Source organism: Kitasatospora sp. NPDC008115, assembly GCF_042957205.1.
Taxonomy (GTDB): domain Bacteria; phylum Actinomycetota; class Actinomycetes; order Streptomycetales; family Streptomycetaceae; genus Kitasatospora.
This window is the reverse complement of record NZ_JBIBHU010000012.1, coordinates 147,538-162,906: the sequence shown is the minus strand read 5'-3', so window position 1 is coordinate 162,906 and position 15,369 is coordinate 147,538. Positions and strand designations below refer to the sequence as shown.

Below are 15,369 nucleotides of genomic sequence, written 5' to 3'. Positions count from 1 at the left end.
CCCGCCGGGAGCCGGTGAGCGACGCCGCTCGATGCCTTACTGCTTCTGGTTGAGCCGCTTCGCGATCTCGTCGTCGTACTTCTTGGCCGTGGCCGCGTAGTCGCCACCCTGGAGGGCGGCGGTCAGGAACTCCTTGATCGGGTTCGGCTTGTCCTCGACGCTGGCCCAGTTCGGGGTGTTCGGGGTGATCGCACCCTGCTTGGAGGCGGGGACGGCGGCCTTGGCGAAGTCGCCGGTGACCTGGCCGCTCAGCGACTCCTTGTTCGGGATGTTGCCGGCGGCGGCGACCAGACCCTCGTTCTTGTCGTTGAGGGCGACCTTCAGGAAGTCCTTGGCCATGTCGGTGTTCTTGCTGTTCTGGGCGATCGCCAGGTTCGAGCCACCGAGGAACACGCCGGAGGGCTTGTCAGCGGTCTTGCCCGGCAGCGGGAAGAAGCCGATCTTGCTGGCCGACAGCTCCTCCTCCTTCGGCAGCTCCCAGCCGAGGCCGATCATGGTGCCGACGTTGCCCTTGGCGAAGACGTCCTTCTGCTGCGGGGTCGCCTCGTCCTTGTCCTTCGGGGCCTTGGAGTGGCTCTGCAGCGTCTTGTAGGTCTCGAAGGCCTTCTGCGCCTCGGGCGACGACAGGCCGCCGACCCACTTGTCGCCTTCCTTCTTCGCCAGGTTGCCGCCCTCGGTGGCGAGCAGGCCGAAGTAGACGTACCACTCCTGGCCCGGCATGTAGAGCGCGTCCTCGACGCCCGGGGTGGTCTTCAGCTTCTCGAGGTCCGCGTAGAACTCCTCGAGGGTCTTCGGCGTCTCGGCGATGCCGGCGGCCTTCCACAGGTCCTTGTTGTAGGCGACCACGCGGTTGGAGACCCACCACGGCGCGGCGTACTGCTTGCCGTCGAGGATGGCGGCCTCGTTCTGGTTCTTCGCCCAGTCGTCGCCGCCCAGGTACGACTTGTCCTTGGTGATGTCGAGCAGGCCGCCCGAGGCCGCGTAGCCCGCGGTCTGGGTGTTACCGACCTCGACGACGTCGACCGAGCCCTCGGAGAGCGCCGCGGTGATCTTCTGGCCGATGCCGTCCCACTGCTGCTCCTGGAACTCGACCTTGGAGCCGGGGTAGGTCGTCTCGAACTCGGACTTCACCGAGTCGGTCCAGCCCTTGGGGGCCGAGCCGCTCATGAGCCAGACCTTGAGCGTCTTGCCGTTGTAGTCCTTCTTGCCCGAGGCGGCGGACGCCGAGCCGGTGTCGCCCTCCTTCTTGGCGTCCGAGCCACAGGCCGCGAGACCAACAACCATGGCCGCGACGCCGACCGCCGCGATGAGCTGACGCTTCACGCCATCCTCCTGAGGGATGCCTGGTTACCCCCGTCGGGTGGCAGCGGCGGCATACCCACACGAAGTGGGAGGAATGGTGCCGCGGGCTCCAGCGAACGGGTGGGGGGATTCATAGTGACCGGCCTAGTGGTGTAGACCAGATGCCTGGAGCTTGGCCTAGACCAATGGGCCTGTCAACGGCTGTTCGACCGATCCGGACCACCCGTTATCAAGCCGACACCGCACATCGTTCATCGCGTGATGAGGTATTCGTTCCGTAGCCATACATGCAACGATGTGAGCCGTTAATGATGCGGTGGGGCTTCGCGAGAGCTCTGGGAGAAGCGGGAGACAGGTCCGATGAGCAGCGACGGGGGCAGCACGGCCCAGGTCAACGACCCCCAGGTGCGGAATCCCGCCCCCCAGGGCGGCGCGGACCCGACGGCCAGGGTGCCGAAGTACTACGGCCTCAAGCGCCACCTGCTGCAGCTTACCGAGACCCAGCCCGCCGGCACCCCGGTACCTCCCGAACGGGCCCTGGCCGCGCAGTTCGACACCTCCCGCACCACCGTCCGGCAGGCACTGCAGGAGCTGGTCGTCGAGGGCCGGCTGGAGCGCATCCAGGGCAAGGGCACCTTCGTCGCCAAGCCCAAGGTGGCCCAGGCCCTCCAGCTCACCTCCTACACCGAGGACATGCGCGCCCAGGGCCTGGAGCCCACCTCCCGGCTGATCGAGATCGGCTACATCTCCGCCGACGACCGGCTGGCCCCGCTGCTGGACATCAAGCCCGGCGGCCGGGTGCTGCGGATCGAGCGCCTGCGGCTGGCCAACGGCGACCCGATGGCCATCGAGGTGGCCCACCTGTCCGCCAAGCGGTTCCCCGCCCTGCGCCGCAACCTGGCCAAGCACAACTCGCTCTACACCGCGCTGCGCGAGGTCTACGGGGTGACCGTGGCGGAGGCCGAGGAGACCATCGAGACCACCCTCGCCAACCCGCGCGAGGCCGGGCTGCTCGGCTCCGACCTCGGCCTGCCGATGCTCCAGCTCTCCCGGCACTCCTTCGACCCGGACGGCGACCCGGTCGAGTGGGTGCGCTCGATCTACCGCGGCGACCGCTACAAGTTCATCACCCGGCTCAAGCGGCCGGAGTAGTCCGACCCGGCGCGTCCGCGTCCCCGGGCCCCGGCGTGCGAGTGGCGCGCGCCGGGGCCCGTTGCGTCGGCCCGGCGCGCGGAGCGACCGGTTGGCGGGAAGTTGCCCCGGATCCGGTGACACGGATCACGTGATGCTCTAGATTCCGCATCCGTACTGACTGCCGATCACCAGTGGTGCTGCTCGGCGGACCAACGGGGGCACGCGGCTCCCGGGGGTTGCGGCGCCGGCGAGGTGAACCCTCCGAAGCGGAGCCGAACCATGTCGTCAGACCTCACCGACCAACCTGTCATGCCCGAGCCAGACGAGCCCGCGGGCCCCGGCCTCCCGGCGGTCACCCCCGAGCGGGTGCTGGCCGCGCTCGCCCTGCTGGTGCCGATCGTCGCGATGCTCTGGGTGGGCTCGTACGACAAACCCGACCCCGAGGCGGGCGGCGTCCCGTTCTTCTACTGGTACCAGCTGCTCTGGGTGCCGGTCTCGGCCGTCTTCACGGTCGCCGCCTACCTGCTGGTCAACCGGGACGAGAAGGCCCGCCGGGCCGCCCGGGCGCGGAAGGCGGGTGGCGCCCGGTGAACGGGGTCAACGTGCCCGCGCTGACGGTCTTCGTCCTCTTCTTCCTGCTGGTCACCGTGATGGGCTTCCTCGCCTCCCGGTGGCGGCGCGCCGACAACGCGCTCCACCTCGACGAGTGGGGCCTCGGCGGGCGCAGCTTCGGGACCTGGATCACCTGGTTCCTGCTCGGTGGCGACCTCTACACCGCGTACACCTTCGTCGCCGTCCCCGCCGCCGTCTACGCGACCGGCGCCGCGGGCTTCTTCGCCGTCCCCTACACGATCATCGCCTACCCGCTGGTCTTCCTCTTCCTCCCCCGGCTCTGGTCGGTCTCCCGGGTGCACGGCTACGTCACCCCGGCCGACTTCGTGCGCGGGCGCTACGGCTCCCGGCCGCTGTCGCTGGTGGTCGCGCTGACCGGCATCCTCGCCACCATGCCGTACATCGCGCTCCAGCTGGTCGGCATCCAGGCGGTGCTGGACGTGCTGGGCGTCGGCGGCGGCGACAGCGCCAACTGGTTCGTCAAGGACCTGCCGCTGTTCATCGCCTTCGGCGTGCTCGCCGCGTACACCTACTCCTCGGGGCTGCGCGCGCCGGCGCTGATCGCCTTCGTCAAGGACACCCTGGTCTACCTGGTGATCATCGTGGCGGTGATCTACATCCCGATCCGGCTCGGCGGCTACGGCCACATCTTCGACGCGGTCGGCGAGCGGTTCAGCGCCCCCAAGTCCGGCGGCTCGCTCACCCTGCCGGAGAACAAGCAGTGGACGTACGCCACGCTGGCGCTCGGCTCGGCGATGGCGCTCTTCCTCTACCCGCACTCGGTGACCGGCGTACTGGCGAGCAGGTCGCGCAACACCGTGCGCCGGAACATGGCGATCATGCCCGCGTACTCGCTGATGCTTGGGCTGCTCGCGCTGCTCGGCTTCATGGCGATCGCGGCCGGGATCGGCAAGGGCGACAAGAACTTCAACACCCAGCTCTCGGTGCCGCAGCTGTTCGAGAACATGTTCCCCGACTGGTTCACCGGCGTCGCCTTCGCGGCGATCGGCATCGGGGCGCTGGTCCCGGCGGCGATCATGTCCATCGCGGCGGCGAACCTGTTCACCCGCAACGTCTACAAGGAGTACCTGCGGCCCGCCGCCACCCCGGCGGACGAGACCCGGGTGGCCAAGCTGGTGTCGCTGCTGGTCAAGGTGGGCGCACTGGTCTTCGTGCTCGGCATGGACAAGCAGGCGGCGATCAACCTCCAGCTGCTCGGCGGCCTGTGGATCCTGCAGACCTTCGTCGCGATCGTCGGCGGCCTGTTCACCCGCTGGTTCCACCACTGGGCGCTGCTCGCCGGCTGGGCGGCCGGCATGGTCTACGGCACCTGGGTGGCCTACGGGATCGCCAGCCCCAAGACCCGGCACTTCGGCGGGAACGCCGCCGAGATCCCCGGGATCGGCGAGATCGGCTACATCGGGCTCACCGCCTTCGTCCTCAACCTGCTGGTCTCGGTGGCGCTCACCCTGGTCCTGCGCGCCGTGAAGGCGCCGGACGGGCCGGACGAGACCCGGCCGGGCGACTACGGCGCCGAGGGCGGCGACGAGGAGCCGGAGAACGCGCCGGAGCCCGTGGCGGCGCACTGATACGCCCCGCGCGCCCTGTGGTCGCGCCGTCTCCTCCATCAACACTGGAGGGGGCGGCGCGATCATATGTATGAACAGCCGCGTGCATGGGACACCACACTCAGGGCACCAACCAGACCGGACCGGCAACCGGCCGGCAACTGAACGACCCACGGGGAGCGGCGGCAGATGGCAGAACTCGGCACCACCCTCAACGGCCAGCACCACACCGACGGACGGCACCGGCCGGCCGTCCCGCACCGGACCGCGGGCGCCGTCGCGGCCACCACGGCCGTCGGGCCGCCGCCCGTCCCGTCGGTGCTGATCGCCACCCGCCACGGCGAGTCCACCGCCAACGTCGAGTTCCAGCTCGCCGAGGCGGCCGGCGCGCTCACCGTCCCGATCACCAGCCGGGACGCGGACATCCCGCTCTCCATGCACGGCCAGCAGCAGGCCCACGCGCTCGGCCGCTGGTGGGCCGCCCTGCCCAGCGCCGACCGGCCGCGCAGCGTCTGGTGCTCGCCCTACGTGCGCACCGCCGAGACCGCCCGGATCGCGCTCGCCCAGGCCGCCGGCCTCGGCGCCGTCCCGGTCTCGCTCGCCGTCCGCTACGACGAGCGGCTGCGCGACCGCGAGCTCGGCATCCTGGAGATGCTGCCCAAGGCCGCGATCGAGACCGGGCACCCCGAGGAGGCGGCCCGGCGGCGGAAGATGGGCGAGCTGTACTACCGCCCGCCCGGCGGCGAGTCCTGGGCGGACGTGGCGCTGCGGGTGCGCAGCGTGCTGCGCGACATCTGCGCGGAGGAGGCCGGGCGGCCGGTGCTGGTGGTCGCGCACGACTGCACGGTGCTCATGCTGCGGTACGTGCTGGACCGGCTCACCGAGGAGCAGCTGACCGCGCTGGAGCCGGTGCGCAACTGCTCCGCCAGCGTCTGGCGGGCCGAGGGCGGCCGGCTGCGGCCGGACCGCTGGAACCAGACCGGGCACCTGGAGGACGCGGGCTGAGCGCGGGCCCGGGCTCCGGGACGCCCGGGCCCCGGGATGCCCGGGCTCCGGGGCTCAGACCCGGGTGGCGGCCGGGGCGGCGGGCTCGGCGAAGCAGCGGCGGTAGGCCAGCGGCGTGGTGCCCAGCCGGCGGCCGAAGTGGTGGCGCAGGGTGGCCGCGTTGCCGAAGCCGCAGCGGGCGGCGACGGCGTCCACCGGCTCGGTGGTCGACTCCAGCAGCCGCTGGGCGAGCAGCAGCCGCTGCCCGGTCAGCCAGCGGTGCGGGGTGGTGCCGGTCTCCTGGTGGAAGCGCCGGGCGAAGGTGCGCGGCGACATGTGGACCCGGGCGGCCAGCTGCTCGACGGTCGTCTCCTCGTCCAGGTGGTGGCGCATCCAGTCGAGCAGCGGCGCCAGCGACTCGCCGTCGCCCTCCGGCAGCGGCCGGTGCACGAACTGGGCCTGCCCGCCCTCCCGGTGCGGCGCCACCACCATCCGGCGGGCGATCCCGCGGGCCACCTCGGCGCCCTGCACCTTGCGCACCAGGTGCAGGCAGGCGTCGATGCCGGCCGCCGTACCGGCGGAGGTGATCACCGGGTCGTCGTCCACGTAGAGGACGTCCGGCTCGACGGTGGTCCTCGGATGGCGGGCGCCCAGCTCGGTGGTGTACCGCCAGTGGGTGGTGGCCCGGCGGCCGTCCAGCAGGCCCGCGGCGCCGAGCACGAAGGCGCCGCTGCAGATGGACAGCGCCCGGGCGCCGCCCTCGACGGCCGCCCGCAGCGCGTCCAGCAGCGGCTGCGGGTAGTCGCCCCGCAGCGAGGTGGCGGTGACCACCACCAGGTCGGCGGCGGCGAGCCGTTCGGGCCCGTGCGGGACGTCGACGGCGAAGCCGGCGTGGGTGCGGTGCGGGCCGGGCCGGGCGCCGGCGATCGCGAAGTCGTAGGCGGGCAGCCCGTCGTCGCTCCGGTCCAGCCCGAACACCTCGCAGGCGACCCCGAGTTCGAAGGGGTGGACGTCCTCCATGACCACGGCCACGACGTTCTTCAGCATGCCGCCAGGGTAACCGGCGCGGTGGCAGTTTTTCGATGCCATCGGGCGTTCCTGCCACTCGCCCCGGCCCCGCGGCGCCGGGAGAGTGGAGCCATGGATTCCGACACGCTCGCCAGCGCACTCGCCCTGCTCGGGGCCGTCGGCGGCTTCGGCCTGCTCGGCGGACTGATCGGACGCGACGTGGCGCGGCAGAAGGCCACCGGACGTGACAACTGGCACCGTCCGGGCGGCTACCCTGCGGACCCCGCACTGCCCGACCGGCTCCACGGCACCATGCCCGCCGCCTCGCTCCGCCCGTCCGCCGACCCCGCCACTACCGCCGCCACCGTCACGATCACCGCCACCACCACCGCCGTCCCCGTCATGGAAGCGGAGGCCCGCACCCCGCTCAGCGCCGTACCGCGGGACTCCGGCACACTGACCGGATGGACATCGTCATCCGCCCGGCCCGCGCCGAGGAGTTCGAGGAAGCCGGCCGCATAACCGTCGAGGCCTTCGTCGGCGGCGGCTTCACCTCGCCCGAGGGCCCGTACGCGCAGCGACTGCGCGACGCGGCCGTCCGGGCCGCCGAGGCCGAACTCCTGGTCGCGGTGGACGCGGCCGACGGGACGGTCCTCGGCTGCGTCACCTTCGCGGTCGGCGGCACCCGCTGGTCGGACATCGCCACCCCCGAGGAGGGCGAGATCCGGATGCTCGCCACCGCCCCGGCCGCCCGCGGGCGGGGCGCCGGCGAGGCCATGGTGCGCGCCGCGCTCGCCCGCAGCCGCGAACTCGGCCTGGCCGGCATGGCGTTCTCCACCCAGCGGGAGATGACCACCGCGCACCGGCTCTACGAGCGGGTCGGCTTCCGCCGCGCCCCGGAGCGGGACTGGTCGCCGGTCCCGGGCGTCGACCTGATGGTCTACAGCCTGGCCTTCTGACCGCTCACCGGCCCTTGCGCTCCAGCAGCACCAGCCGCAGGTGGGGCAGGTTCTCGGTGCGGACCGGGCGGAAGGCGTTCAGCTCCTTGGCCACCTTGTCCGAGACGGCGCCGAACGGCCGGCGGTCGCCGCCGGACACCAGCAGCCAGACCCGCCGGGTGCCGGCCAGGCAGCGGGCCGGGTCCTCGCACTCCAGCGCGCCGAAGCTGCCGGCCTGCTCGGCGGAGACCGACAGCAGGACGTCCGCGGGCGCCGGCCGCCCGCGCAGCTCGTAGGCCAGGGAGCGGCGCAGCGAGCTGCCCGGCTCGTAGACCACGCCGTCGCCCGGGCGCACGCCCTCGCCGATCAGCCGGGCCGCGGCCCGGGCGTCCGCCTCGCCGGGCAGGTCCTCGCGCACGGACGCCTGGGTGGGCCAGGAGAGCACGCCGGCCAGCGCGAGGGCCGCCACCAGGGGGGCCGGCCCGGCCACCCAGCGCGGCGGCGTCCCGGAGGCGGTGAACCGGGCGACCAGGCCGGGCAGCCGCCCGACCGCCTCGGCGCCCAGCAGGGCCCAGGCGGGCACCGTGAAGAGCAGGTAGCGGGCGAGGAACAGATGCAGCCAGTGCGCGGTCCCCAGGGTCAGCAGCACCGGCAGCAGCGCCCAGCAGATCAGCAGCCCGGCGCCCCGCTGCCGCAGCACCAGCAGGCTCGCCGCGCCCAGCACCGCCACCACCAGCAGCGTCCAGCCCAGCGCGGCGGACCCGGCCAGGTCCGTGACCAGCATGCCGAGGTCGTCCCAGTCCCGCTCGTTCCAGGCGATCTGCCCGCTCTGGCCGGCGCCGAGCAGCAGCAGCGGGCTCAGCAGCAGCACCGCCCCCGCCGAGGCCAGCGCCCACCGGCCGAGCAGCATCCAGCGGGCGCCGCCGTCCTGCGGCGCGGCCGGTGCGCGGCGGAACTCGCGGGCCACCAGCAGCAGGTGGCCGGGCAGCACCATCAGCGTCACCACGTGGGTCAGCCCCATGGCGACCACGGTGAGCCCGTAGCCGGCCCAGGCGAGCAGGACGGTGCGCGGGGCGGCCGGGACCGCCCCCGGGCGGTCGTGCACGAGCCGGGCCAGCAGCAGGGTGCTGCCGGCGGCCGCCAGCACGGCGAAGGCGTACGGGCGGGCGTCCTGGCCGTACCAGGTGATCGCGGGGCAGACGGCGAACAGCAGGCCGCCGAGCAGCCCGGCCCGCGGTGAGAGCAGCCGCCGCCCGAGCAGGGCCACGCAGCCGGCGGCGGCGGCCATGGCGAGCGCCGAGGGCAGCCGCAGCGCGGCCTCGGAGTCGCCCGCGACGGCGATCCACAGGCGCAGCAGCACGTAGTAGGGCGCCAGCACCAGGTCCATGTTCCCGAGCAGCGCGCCGAGGTCGGACCAGGACAGGGTGGCCGCCCACCAGGAGGCGTGCTCGTCGCGCCAGAGCTGGCGGTCCCCGATGCCGTAGAGGCAGAGCGCCAGGGTGAGCAGGACCGGCGGCAGGGCGACGCCCAGCGTGGCGCGCCAGTGCGGGGCCTGCTCGTCGCCGTCCGGCACGGCCGGTGGCGGCACGGCCCGGCCCGGCGGCACCGCGCCCGGCGGCACCGCCGGGGCGGGCGGCGCGGGCGGCGCGGGCGGGAACGGGGGCTTCGGCGGGTGGCTCGGCTCCGGCGGCGGGTCCGCCGGGCCGGCCGTCGCCCGTATGGGGGTGGTCATCGCTACTGTTTGACCCAGATCCGGTAGTACCCGGTTCCACCGACGTGTGTGAAGGGAATGCGCCCGAGCAGCCGGTAGTGCGGGCTCTGCGCGATCGCCTCCGCCACCACCCGGTCGGTGTCCGGGGTGGCGACACCGTCGAGCACCACGAGGTCGAACCAGCCGTCCGCGATGGCGGTCCGGTAGCCGTCGTCGCCGGTGTGCAGCGCGCCGGCCCGGTCGACGTACCCGATGCCGTAGGTGGACGTCCACTGGCTCTGCAGCGTCAGGTCGCGGGTGTAGTAGACCGGGACGTTGTCGGCCGAGGCCAGGTAGCGGCCGGTGCTGGTGACGTGCTGGCGCACCACCTCGGTCATCCGGGTGGAGTCGGGCCAGGTGTCGAACCGCCAGGTCGACTGGCTCAGGCCCAGGGCGAGCGTCACCACCCAGAGCAGGATGCCCAGTTGCGGGTGCCTGAAGTGCGGTCCGACCAGCCGGGCCAGACCGATGCCGGCCATCGGGGCGGCGAACAGCAGGCCGAAGCCGAGGTGCTTGTACAGCGCCACCGAGGTGTTGAGGTGCATCTGGTAGGCGGGGGCGAGCAGCGCGGTGCCGGTCAGCAGCAGGCCGAGCAGGACCCGGCGGCGGCGGCCGGGCCCGGTCATCGTGCGCACCAGCGGCGACTCGTTCATCCGCCCGCGCAGCGCGTACGCGATCGCGCCGCCGACCGCGGTGACGAACATCAGGCCGCCGAACTCCACGCACTGGCGCGCCAGTTCGGTCCAGGGCTCGGTGCCGTGCGCACGCTGGGTGGTGGTCGCCCGAACGCCCTTGAGGACGTCGGTGAAGGCCATCCCCAGCCAGAGCAGGCCGCCCGCGCCGACCGCGAGCAGCACGCCGCGCAGCAGCGGCTGGCGGTTCTTGTCCCGCCGCCCGGTCAGCACCGCCAGCAGGACCAGGCTGGGCAGGTAGAGCGCCGAGGCGTACTTCAGCCCGACCGCCAGCACCGCGAACGGCGCGGCGAGCAGCACGGCGGCCGCGGGTGCCCGGTCGGTGCGCACCACGATCCAGACCGCCACGGCGAGCAGCAGCACCGCCGGGGCGTCGTAGGTGGCGAAGAAGCCGAGCGTCACGGTCGACTGGGTCACCGCGAACATCGCCGCGGCGCCGAGCGCCACCCGCTCGTTGAACAGGCGGCGGCTGAAGCCGTAGAGCAGCGCGGTCGAGCCCAGCATGCAGAACAGGCTGAACAGCCGCACGCCGAGCATGCCGAAGTGGTTCTCCACCACCGCGGCGGCGATCGGGTAGAGGGTCGGCGCGCCGGAGAAGTAGGTGTTGTAGTCCTTCGGCAGGGGGGTGTCGTAGAGCCAGTGCGAGAGCTGCGCGTGCCCGGCGTACATGTAGAGCGCCTCGTCCTGGAACGCGGTGTTCGACAGCCGGACGGACATCGCGGTCTGGATCAGCAGGATGCCCAGCAGCAGCGCGCGGCTGATCCAGGAGCGGCGGCGGCCGGAGTCGAGCGTCCAGCTGGCCTCGGGCACCGGCGGCAGGGTGTAGCCGGGGCCCTCGGGCCGGCCGCCGTCCTGGGGGCCGCCGTCCTCGGGTTCGCCCACGGCCGGACCATCGGCCGGCTCGTCGGCCGGGTCCTCGTCGTCCGGGTGGTCGGTGAACCGGACGCCGTCGTCAGGCCGTTCCCCCTGCTGGGGGAACGGCGGCGCCGGGTGGCCCTCGAACCACGAGCCGCCGGTGTCGGGCACCCGGACCGGCGCCTCCTCGGCGAGGGGGTTGCGGGGCGTGGGGATGGACGTCATCAGGGGCTCTTCACATCGAAGCTGTAGCGGCCGTCGGAGACCGCCTGCTTGAAGGCGTTCTGGGACTTCGGGTCGTCCTCGATCCGCCAGTCGACCTCCTTGTTGAGGTTGAACCAGATGAAGCCCAGGCAGTCGGGACGCTTGATCACGTTCGCGGCGAGGTTGTAGATGTCGGACACCTTGCGGGTGCCCGGCTCGGAGCCCGTCTCGGCGATGATCCACGGCTTGTTGGTGAAGGTGCGGATCTGGTTGAGGGTGGGCGTGTAGAGGGTGTCGAAGGTGCCGGCCTCAAGGTGGGTGTAGTAGGCGACGATGCCCACCCAGTCGACGTAGGTGTCGCCGGGGTAGTACGGCTTGAGCGCCACCGCCGGCACCGGGTTGATGCTGTTCGGGCTCCAGACCCAGATCACCTGGCCGACGCCGAGCTGGGTGAAGACGTCGTGCAGGTGCTGGTAGGCGGCGACGAACTCGGCGGCCGTGGCGTTCTTGGTGCCCCAGTCGTACCAGGTGCCGTTGAACTCGTGGGCGAAGCTGATCGCGACCGGCACGTTGGTGTTGCGGACGGCCGCCGCGTAGCGCTTGACGTAGTCGTCGTGCTTGCCCGCCGCGATGTCGGCGAGCGGCGTCTTGTAGGGCTCCCAGGCGATGAACGGCAGCGCGCCGCCCTGCCAGGCGTTGGTCACGCCCTGGACGTCGTACTCGTCGCCCCAGCCCGAGTAGTACTCGACGATGTTCGGCCGCTTGCCGATCCGGCCGGCGAACTCGTCGACGCCGGCCATCGAGGCCGGGGCGCCGTCGACGGCCACGCCCAGGTACTTGTTGGCCGGCTTGAGCAGCGGGCGGACGTCGTACGGCAGCGCGGCGTCGGGGGTGGCGGTCTTCGTCGGGGCGGCCGTCGCGGTGCCGGTCCCCGTGGCGGTGGCCCCGGCGGACGGCGCGGCGGCGGGGCCGGCCGCGGCCGCGGGGCCCAGCGGCTTCTCCCCGAGCAGGTCGCAGGCGGCCAGCGGCAGCACCAGCAGGGCCGCCGCGAAGGCGCGGAACAGGGCGGCACGCACCCGGCGGCCGGCGCCGGCGGTGCGGGTGGGGAGGCTCATGCCACGGCGTCCTGGGATCGGGGCTGGATGAGGATGCGGCCGACCGTCACCGCGTAGAACAGGCCCGAGGAGAGCACCAGGGCGAAGTCCAGCGGGTACAGCGTGAACATCCGGTAGACCGCCGCGACCACCCAGACCAGCGCGGTGCCGCCGCCCCAGACGATGACGCCGGTCCAGAACCGCCGCTGGCGGTTCTTGGCCTTGTTGGAGCCGGTCGGCTGCCAGCCGCGCTGGCGGCCCCGGACCAGGTCCCAGACCGCGAAGAAGTGTGCCCAGCCGTACATCATCCGGCCCGCCCAGGCCTCCAGCCGGTACGGCGCCCGGTGCCAGAGCGGGAAGATCACGGTCGCGTACACCAGGCTGGGCAGCACCAGGACCAGGTGCTGCACCTGCAGCAGGTCCGGCCGCCAGAGCAGCAGCATGATCGGCAGCATCGGCAGCGCGAAGGTCAGCAGCGCGGTGTGGATGTAGTAGAGGAACCCGGAGATGTAGCAGAGCCGGGTGGTGAAGTCGAGCTTGGTGTGCCAGAACTTGCGGCTGGTCATCAGCGACATCGAGCCCATGCACCAGCGGTACTGCTGGTTCTGGAACGCGGCGGCGTTGTCCGGGCAGACGCCGGTGGACAGGGCCACCGGGACGTACTGCAGGTCCCAGCCCAGCGCCCGCAGGTCGAAGCCGGTGTGCACGTCCTCGGAGTGGGCGATCAGCGTGGTGCCGCCGTTCTCCACCAGTGCGGCCCGCCGGTAGACCGCGCAGCTGCCGACGCAGATCGCGCCGTCGTTGCGCTGCCGGGCGACCTGCACCGAGCGGTAGAAGAGCTCCTGGATGGCACCGGCGCCGCGCTCGACCCAGTTCTGCGAGTCCAGCACCCGGAAGAACTGCGGGGACTGCACGATGCCCAGCTTCGGGTCCCGCTGGAGGTACGGCAGCACCTCGTGCAGCAGGTCGTGCCGGGGCGCGAAGTCGGCGTCCAGGATGAGGATGAACTCGCCGTCCGAGCGGCCGAAGCCGTAGTGCAGGTTGCCGGCCTTCTTGAACCAGCCGCGGTTGTCCCGCACGCCGTACCGGAACCCGAAGTCCGCGGCCATCGCCTCGACCTCCGGGCTCGCCGCGTCGTCCAGGACGTACGGCATGACCAGGCCCGGGTAGTGCTCGGCCATCTTCCGCACGTACGTCCAGGTGTTGTGCAGCACCTCGATCGGCTCGCCGCAGACCGGCAGGAACACGTCCACCGTCGGGTACTCGGCGGGGTCCCACTTCCGCACCAGCCGGCGGTGCTCCTTGACGTCGAAGTTGGGGGTGAAGCTGTTCACCCGCAGCGACACCACGTAGTAGACGACCGTGAAGAACAGGAACGGCACGCAGAGCCAGAACCACGACCCGAGCGAGTACAGCTCGGCCTGGCTGACCACCAGGCACCCGAAGCTCACCATCGAACAGAGGGTCAGCACCCACTGGTGCCGGATGGTGTAGCTGTACTTCTCCTGCGAAGTGGGCGGCGCCGGCAGCAGCATCGCCGGAACGGGCTCGCCCGTTCCGCGTCTGCGGCCCGCCGCTCTGCGCCGTCTGCTGGTCGCATTGACGGCAGCGCTCACCGCGCGGTACCTCCTGCTCGCTGATTCCCCGTCCGGGCGGCCGCGGGGGGGCACATCGCGCGATCCCTCCCCCGAGGGCGGTCATCCTATCCGACCGCCCCGGGCCGCCCGTCGCGGGCCGTCCCCTCCCGGCCGGCGGTCAGCCGGTGCGGCTGCCGCGGGCCAGCAGGACGTCCTTGGTGCGCTCCGCCAGCGGGCCGGCGGCGGCCGCGGCGAGCTGGTCGCTCTGGTCGGTGCCCTGCTTCAGGGAGCCGGCCACCGTGAAGTAGCCGAAGCGGCCGATCGAGGCGTGCGTCTCGGCGCAGCCCGACTTGTCGGTGACGCAGAACATCGCGACACCGGTGCCGGACAGACCCTGGATCAGGCCCGCGTGCCGGCCGATCGCCCGGTCCGCGCCCGCCTTGTTGTCGAAGACGGCGACGCCGACCGTGACGGCGCTCTCGCCGTTGACGTACGTCGCGCGGACCACCGAGCGGCAGGTGTCGTCGCCGAGCGCGAGGCCGAGCCCGCCGGTGGTCGCCTTGGAGCAGGGGGCGGTCGAACCGGTCACCTGACGGGTCCACACCTTGCCGTCGATGGTCCGGGTCTGGTCCGGGAACAGCGTCGCCGCGTCCACCGGCAGCTTGTCGGTGGCGGCGTCGGAGATGACCGCCAGCGCCTGCTCGGTGGGCGTGGCCGTGGCGGACGGGCTGCCGGCCGTGGTCGGGCCCGCGGTCGGCTTCGGGTCGTCGCCCTTGTCCCGGCCGTTGATCCACACGCCGGCCCCGACGACGCCGCCGACCAGGACGGCGGCCGCGACCACGACGCCGATCCACAGCTTCTTGCGGCGGCGCGACTCGTCGGCGTGCCGGTCCGCCATCGCGTTCCAGTCCGGCTCGTTCGCGGAGAGGGGCGGGGGCGTGGACGGCTGCTGGGACCACGCGGCGAACTGGGCCGGCTGCGGAGGCCCGGGCTGCGGCTGCGGAGGCTGAGGTCCCGGCGGGGGCCCCGGCTGCGGGTACGGCACCGCGCCGGACGGCACGTGCGGCGCCACCGGCGGCTGGCCCTGCGGCGGCACCCCGGCCCCCGGCTGGACGTACGGCGTCGCAGGCGGCCCGAACCCGCCGGGCGGCGGCACCGGCGGCTGCCCCGGCTGCGGCACCTGACCCAGCGCGCCAGGCTGCTGACCCTGCTCCGGCGGCACGGCCCGACTGGCCCACTCCCCCGGAGCGCCCGTTCCCTCGCTCATGTGCCGAGATCGTAGGGCATGCACCCGACGAGCGACCGATCCGGTGACCAATCCGTTTCAGAACGGACGCCTCCACGGGCCCCCGCGGCCCCACCCCGGTACCACCGGTCATCGGAGCAACACGCCACGCTGCACAACATGTGGTGTCGCATCGAGCGAGCACCACTAGATGTATGCTCACTCCTGCTGTCGACGCAGGGGAACCCGGTGCGAGTCCGGGACTGCCCCGCAGCGGTGTGCGGCCGCCTCCCCGAGGGGCTCCGCGAGTCCGAGTACCTGCCGACGGCGTGCCGACGCCTCCCCGCAGGGGCCATGGCACCAGCACCACCATCCGGGCCTCGCGGGCGGGCCGGGGACGACACGCGCGCGACGCCTCCGGGCCGC

Annotated in this window: 13 protein-coding genes and 1 riboswitch; of the genes, 6 read left to right on the top strand and 7 right to left on the bottom strand. The window is 72.7% G+C overall.

What is annotated here, in order from left to right:
* Nucleotides 1–36: 36 nt before the first annotated feature.
* Nucleotides 37–1,323 carry an extracellular solute-binding protein gene (locus tag ACFZBX_RS17505; RefSeq protein ID WP_391534615.1) on the bottom strand — a complete coding sequence of 429 codons (1,287 nt, stop codon included), beginning with the start codon at nt 1,321–1,323 and terminating at the stop codon, nt 37–39.
* 339 nt (nt 1,324–1,662) lie between these two features.
* Here ACFZBX_RS17505 and ACFZBX_RS17500 point away from each other — a divergent pair, with 339 nt between their 5' ends.
* From ACFZBX_RS17500 to ACFZBX_RS17485, 4 genes are all read left to right on the top strand, one after another.
* A complete protein-coding gene (locus ACFZBX_RS17500; RefSeq protein WP_391534614.1) occupies nt 1,663–2,454 on the top strand; it encodes a GntR family transcriptional regulator in 792 nt (263 codons plus the stop codon).
* Between the two features lie 291 nt (nt 2,455–2,745).
* Nucleotides 2,746–3,027 carry a DUF3311 domain-containing protein gene (locus ACFZBX_RS17495; protein WP_391534613.1) on the top strand — a complete coding sequence of 94 codons (282 nt, stop codon included), beginning with the start codon at nt 2,746–2,748 and terminating at the stop codon, nt 3,025–3,027.
* Nucleotides 3,028–3,086: 59 nt separating this feature from the next.
* On the top strand, nt 3,087–4,637 hold the full coding sequence (gene mctP, locus ACFZBX_RS17490; RefSeq protein ID WP_391534682.1) for a monocarboxylate uptake permease MctP: 1,551 nt from the start codon (nt 3,087–3,089) through the stop codon (nt 4,635–4,637).
* Nucleotides 4,638–4,805: 168 nt separating this feature from the next.
* Nucleotides 4,806–5,621: a histidine phosphatase family protein gene (locus ACFZBX_RS17485; protein ID WP_391534612.1), complete on the top strand. Its 816-nt coding sequence runs from the start codon at nt 4,806–4,808 to the stop codon at nt 5,619–5,621.
* 54 nt (nt 5,622–5,675) lie between these two features.
* Here the strand turns inward: ACFZBX_RS17485 and ACFZBX_RS17480 are convergent, their stop codons facing one another.
* Nucleotides 5,676–6,647, bottom strand: a complete 972-nt coding sequence (locus ACFZBX_RS17480) for a helix-turn-helix domain-containing protein (protein ID WP_391534611.1) — start codon at nt 6,645–6,647, stop codon at nt 5,676–5,678.
* Nucleotides 6,648–6,740: 93 nt separating this feature from the next.
* Between ACFZBX_RS17480 and ACFZBX_RS17475 the strand changes: the two genes are divergently transcribed.
* Together ACFZBX_RS17475 and ACFZBX_RS17470 are read left to right on the top strand one after the other, a co-directional pair.
* A complete protein-coding gene (locus tag ACFZBX_RS17475; RefSeq protein ID WP_391534610.1) occupies nt 6,741–7,130 on the top strand; it encodes a hypothetical protein in 390 nt (129 codons plus the stop codon).
* Nucleotides 7,073–7,567, top strand: coding sequence for a GNAT family N-acetyltransferase (locus tag ACFZBX_RS17470; RefSeq protein ID WP_391534609.1), 495 nt, complete (start codon nt 7,073–7,075; stop codon nt 7,565–7,567). Before ACFZBX_RS17475 ends, ACFZBX_RS17470 begins: the two co-directional genes overlap by 58 nt.
* 4 nt (nt 7,568–7,571) lie before the next feature.
* On the opposite strand, the gene ACFZBX_RS17465 is transcribed toward ACFZBX_RS17470, so the two are convergent.
* From ACFZBX_RS17465 to ACFZBX_RS17445, 5 genes are all read right to left on the bottom strand, one after another.
* Complete coding sequence (locus tag ACFZBX_RS17465; protein WP_391534608.1) at nt 7,572–9,278, bottom strand: glycosyltransferase family 39 protein; 1,707 nt, start codon at nt 9,276–9,278, stop codon at nt 7,572–7,574.
* Between the two features lie 2 nt (nt 9,279–9,280).
* Nucleotides 9,281–11,068, bottom strand: a complete 1,788-nt coding sequence (locus ACFZBX_RS17460) for an ArnT family glycosyltransferase (RefSeq protein ID WP_391534607.1) — start codon at nt 11,066–11,068, stop codon at nt 9,281–9,283.
* Nucleotides 11,068–12,162, bottom strand: a complete 1,095-nt coding sequence (locus ACFZBX_RS17455; protein ID WP_391534606.1) for a glycoside hydrolase family 26 protein — start codon at nt 12,160–12,162, stop codon at nt 11,068–11,070. The genes ACFZBX_RS17460 and ACFZBX_RS17455 overlap by 1 nt, the downstream gene beginning before the upstream one ends.
* Nucleotides 12,159–13,595 carry a glycosyltransferase family 2 protein gene (locus ACFZBX_RS17450; protein WP_391534681.1) on the bottom strand — a complete coding sequence of 479 codons (1,437 nt, stop codon included), beginning with the start codon at nt 13,593–13,595 and terminating at the stop codon, nt 12,159–12,161. The genes ACFZBX_RS17455 and ACFZBX_RS17450 overlap by 4 nt, the downstream gene beginning before the upstream one ends.
* A gap of 301 nt (nt 13,596–13,896) precedes the next feature.
* Nucleotides 13,897–14,985 carry a hypothetical protein gene (locus ACFZBX_RS17445; RefSeq protein WP_391534605.1) on the bottom strand — a complete coding sequence of 363 codons (1,089 nt, stop codon included), beginning with the start codon at nt 14,983–14,985 and terminating at the stop codon, nt 13,897–13,899.
* Between the two features lie 156 nt (nt 14,986–15,141).
* Nucleotides 15,142–15,284: riboswitch (cobalamin riboswitch) on the top strand.
* The last annotated feature ends 85 nt before the right edge of the window (nt 15,285–15,369 follow it).

Bases quoted from the DNA above. Each gene is read 5' to 3' on its own strand.
- ACFZBX_RS17500 (WP_391534614.1), top strand. From the start codon at position 1,663: ATGAGCAGCGACGGGGGCAGCACGGCCCAGGTCAACGACCCCCAGGTG.
- ACFZBX_RS17495 (WP_391534613.1), top strand. From the start codon at position 2,746: ATGCCCGAGCCAGACGAGCCCGCGGGCCCCGGCCTCCCGGCGGTCACC.
- mctP (WP_391534682.1), top strand. From the start codon at position 3,087: ATGGGCTTCCTCGCCTCCCGGTGGCGGCGCGCCGACAACGCGCTCCAC.
- ACFZBX_RS17485 (WP_391534612.1), top strand. From the start codon at position 4,806: ATGGCAGAACTCGGCACCACCCTCAACGGCCAGCACCACACCGACGGA.
- ACFZBX_RS17480 (WP_391534611.1), bottom strand. From the start codon at position 6,647: ATGCTGAAGAACGTCGTGGCCGTGGTCATGGAGGACGTCCACCCCTTC.
- ACFZBX_RS17475 (WP_391534610.1), top strand. From the start codon at position 6,741: ATGGATTCCGACACGCTCGCCAGCGCACTCGCCCTGCTCGGGGCCGTC.
- ACFZBX_RS17470 (WP_391534609.1), top strand. From the start codon at position 7,073: ATGGACATCGTCATCCGCCCGGCCCGCGCCGAGGAGTTCGAGGAAGCC.
- ACFZBX_RS17465 (WP_391534608.1), bottom strand. From the start codon at position 9,278: ATGACCACCCCCATACGGGCGACGGCCGGCCCGGCGGACCCGCCGCCG.
- ACFZBX_RS17460 (WP_391534607.1), bottom strand. From the start codon at position 11,068: ATGACGTCCATCCCCACGCCCCGCAACCCCCTCGCCGAGGAGGCGCCG.
- ACFZBX_RS17455 (WP_391534606.1), bottom strand. From the start codon at position 12,162: ATGAGCCTCCCCACCCGCACCGCCGGCGCCGGCCGCCGGGTGCGTGCC.
- ACFZBX_RS17450 (WP_391534681.1), bottom strand. From the start codon at position 13,595: ATGGTGAGCTTCGGGTGCCTGGTGGTCAGCCAGGCCGAGCTGTACTCG.
- ACFZBX_RS17445 (WP_391534605.1), bottom strand. From the start codon at position 14,985: ATGAGCGAGGGAACGGGCGCTCCGGGGGAGTGGGCCAGTCGGGCCGTG.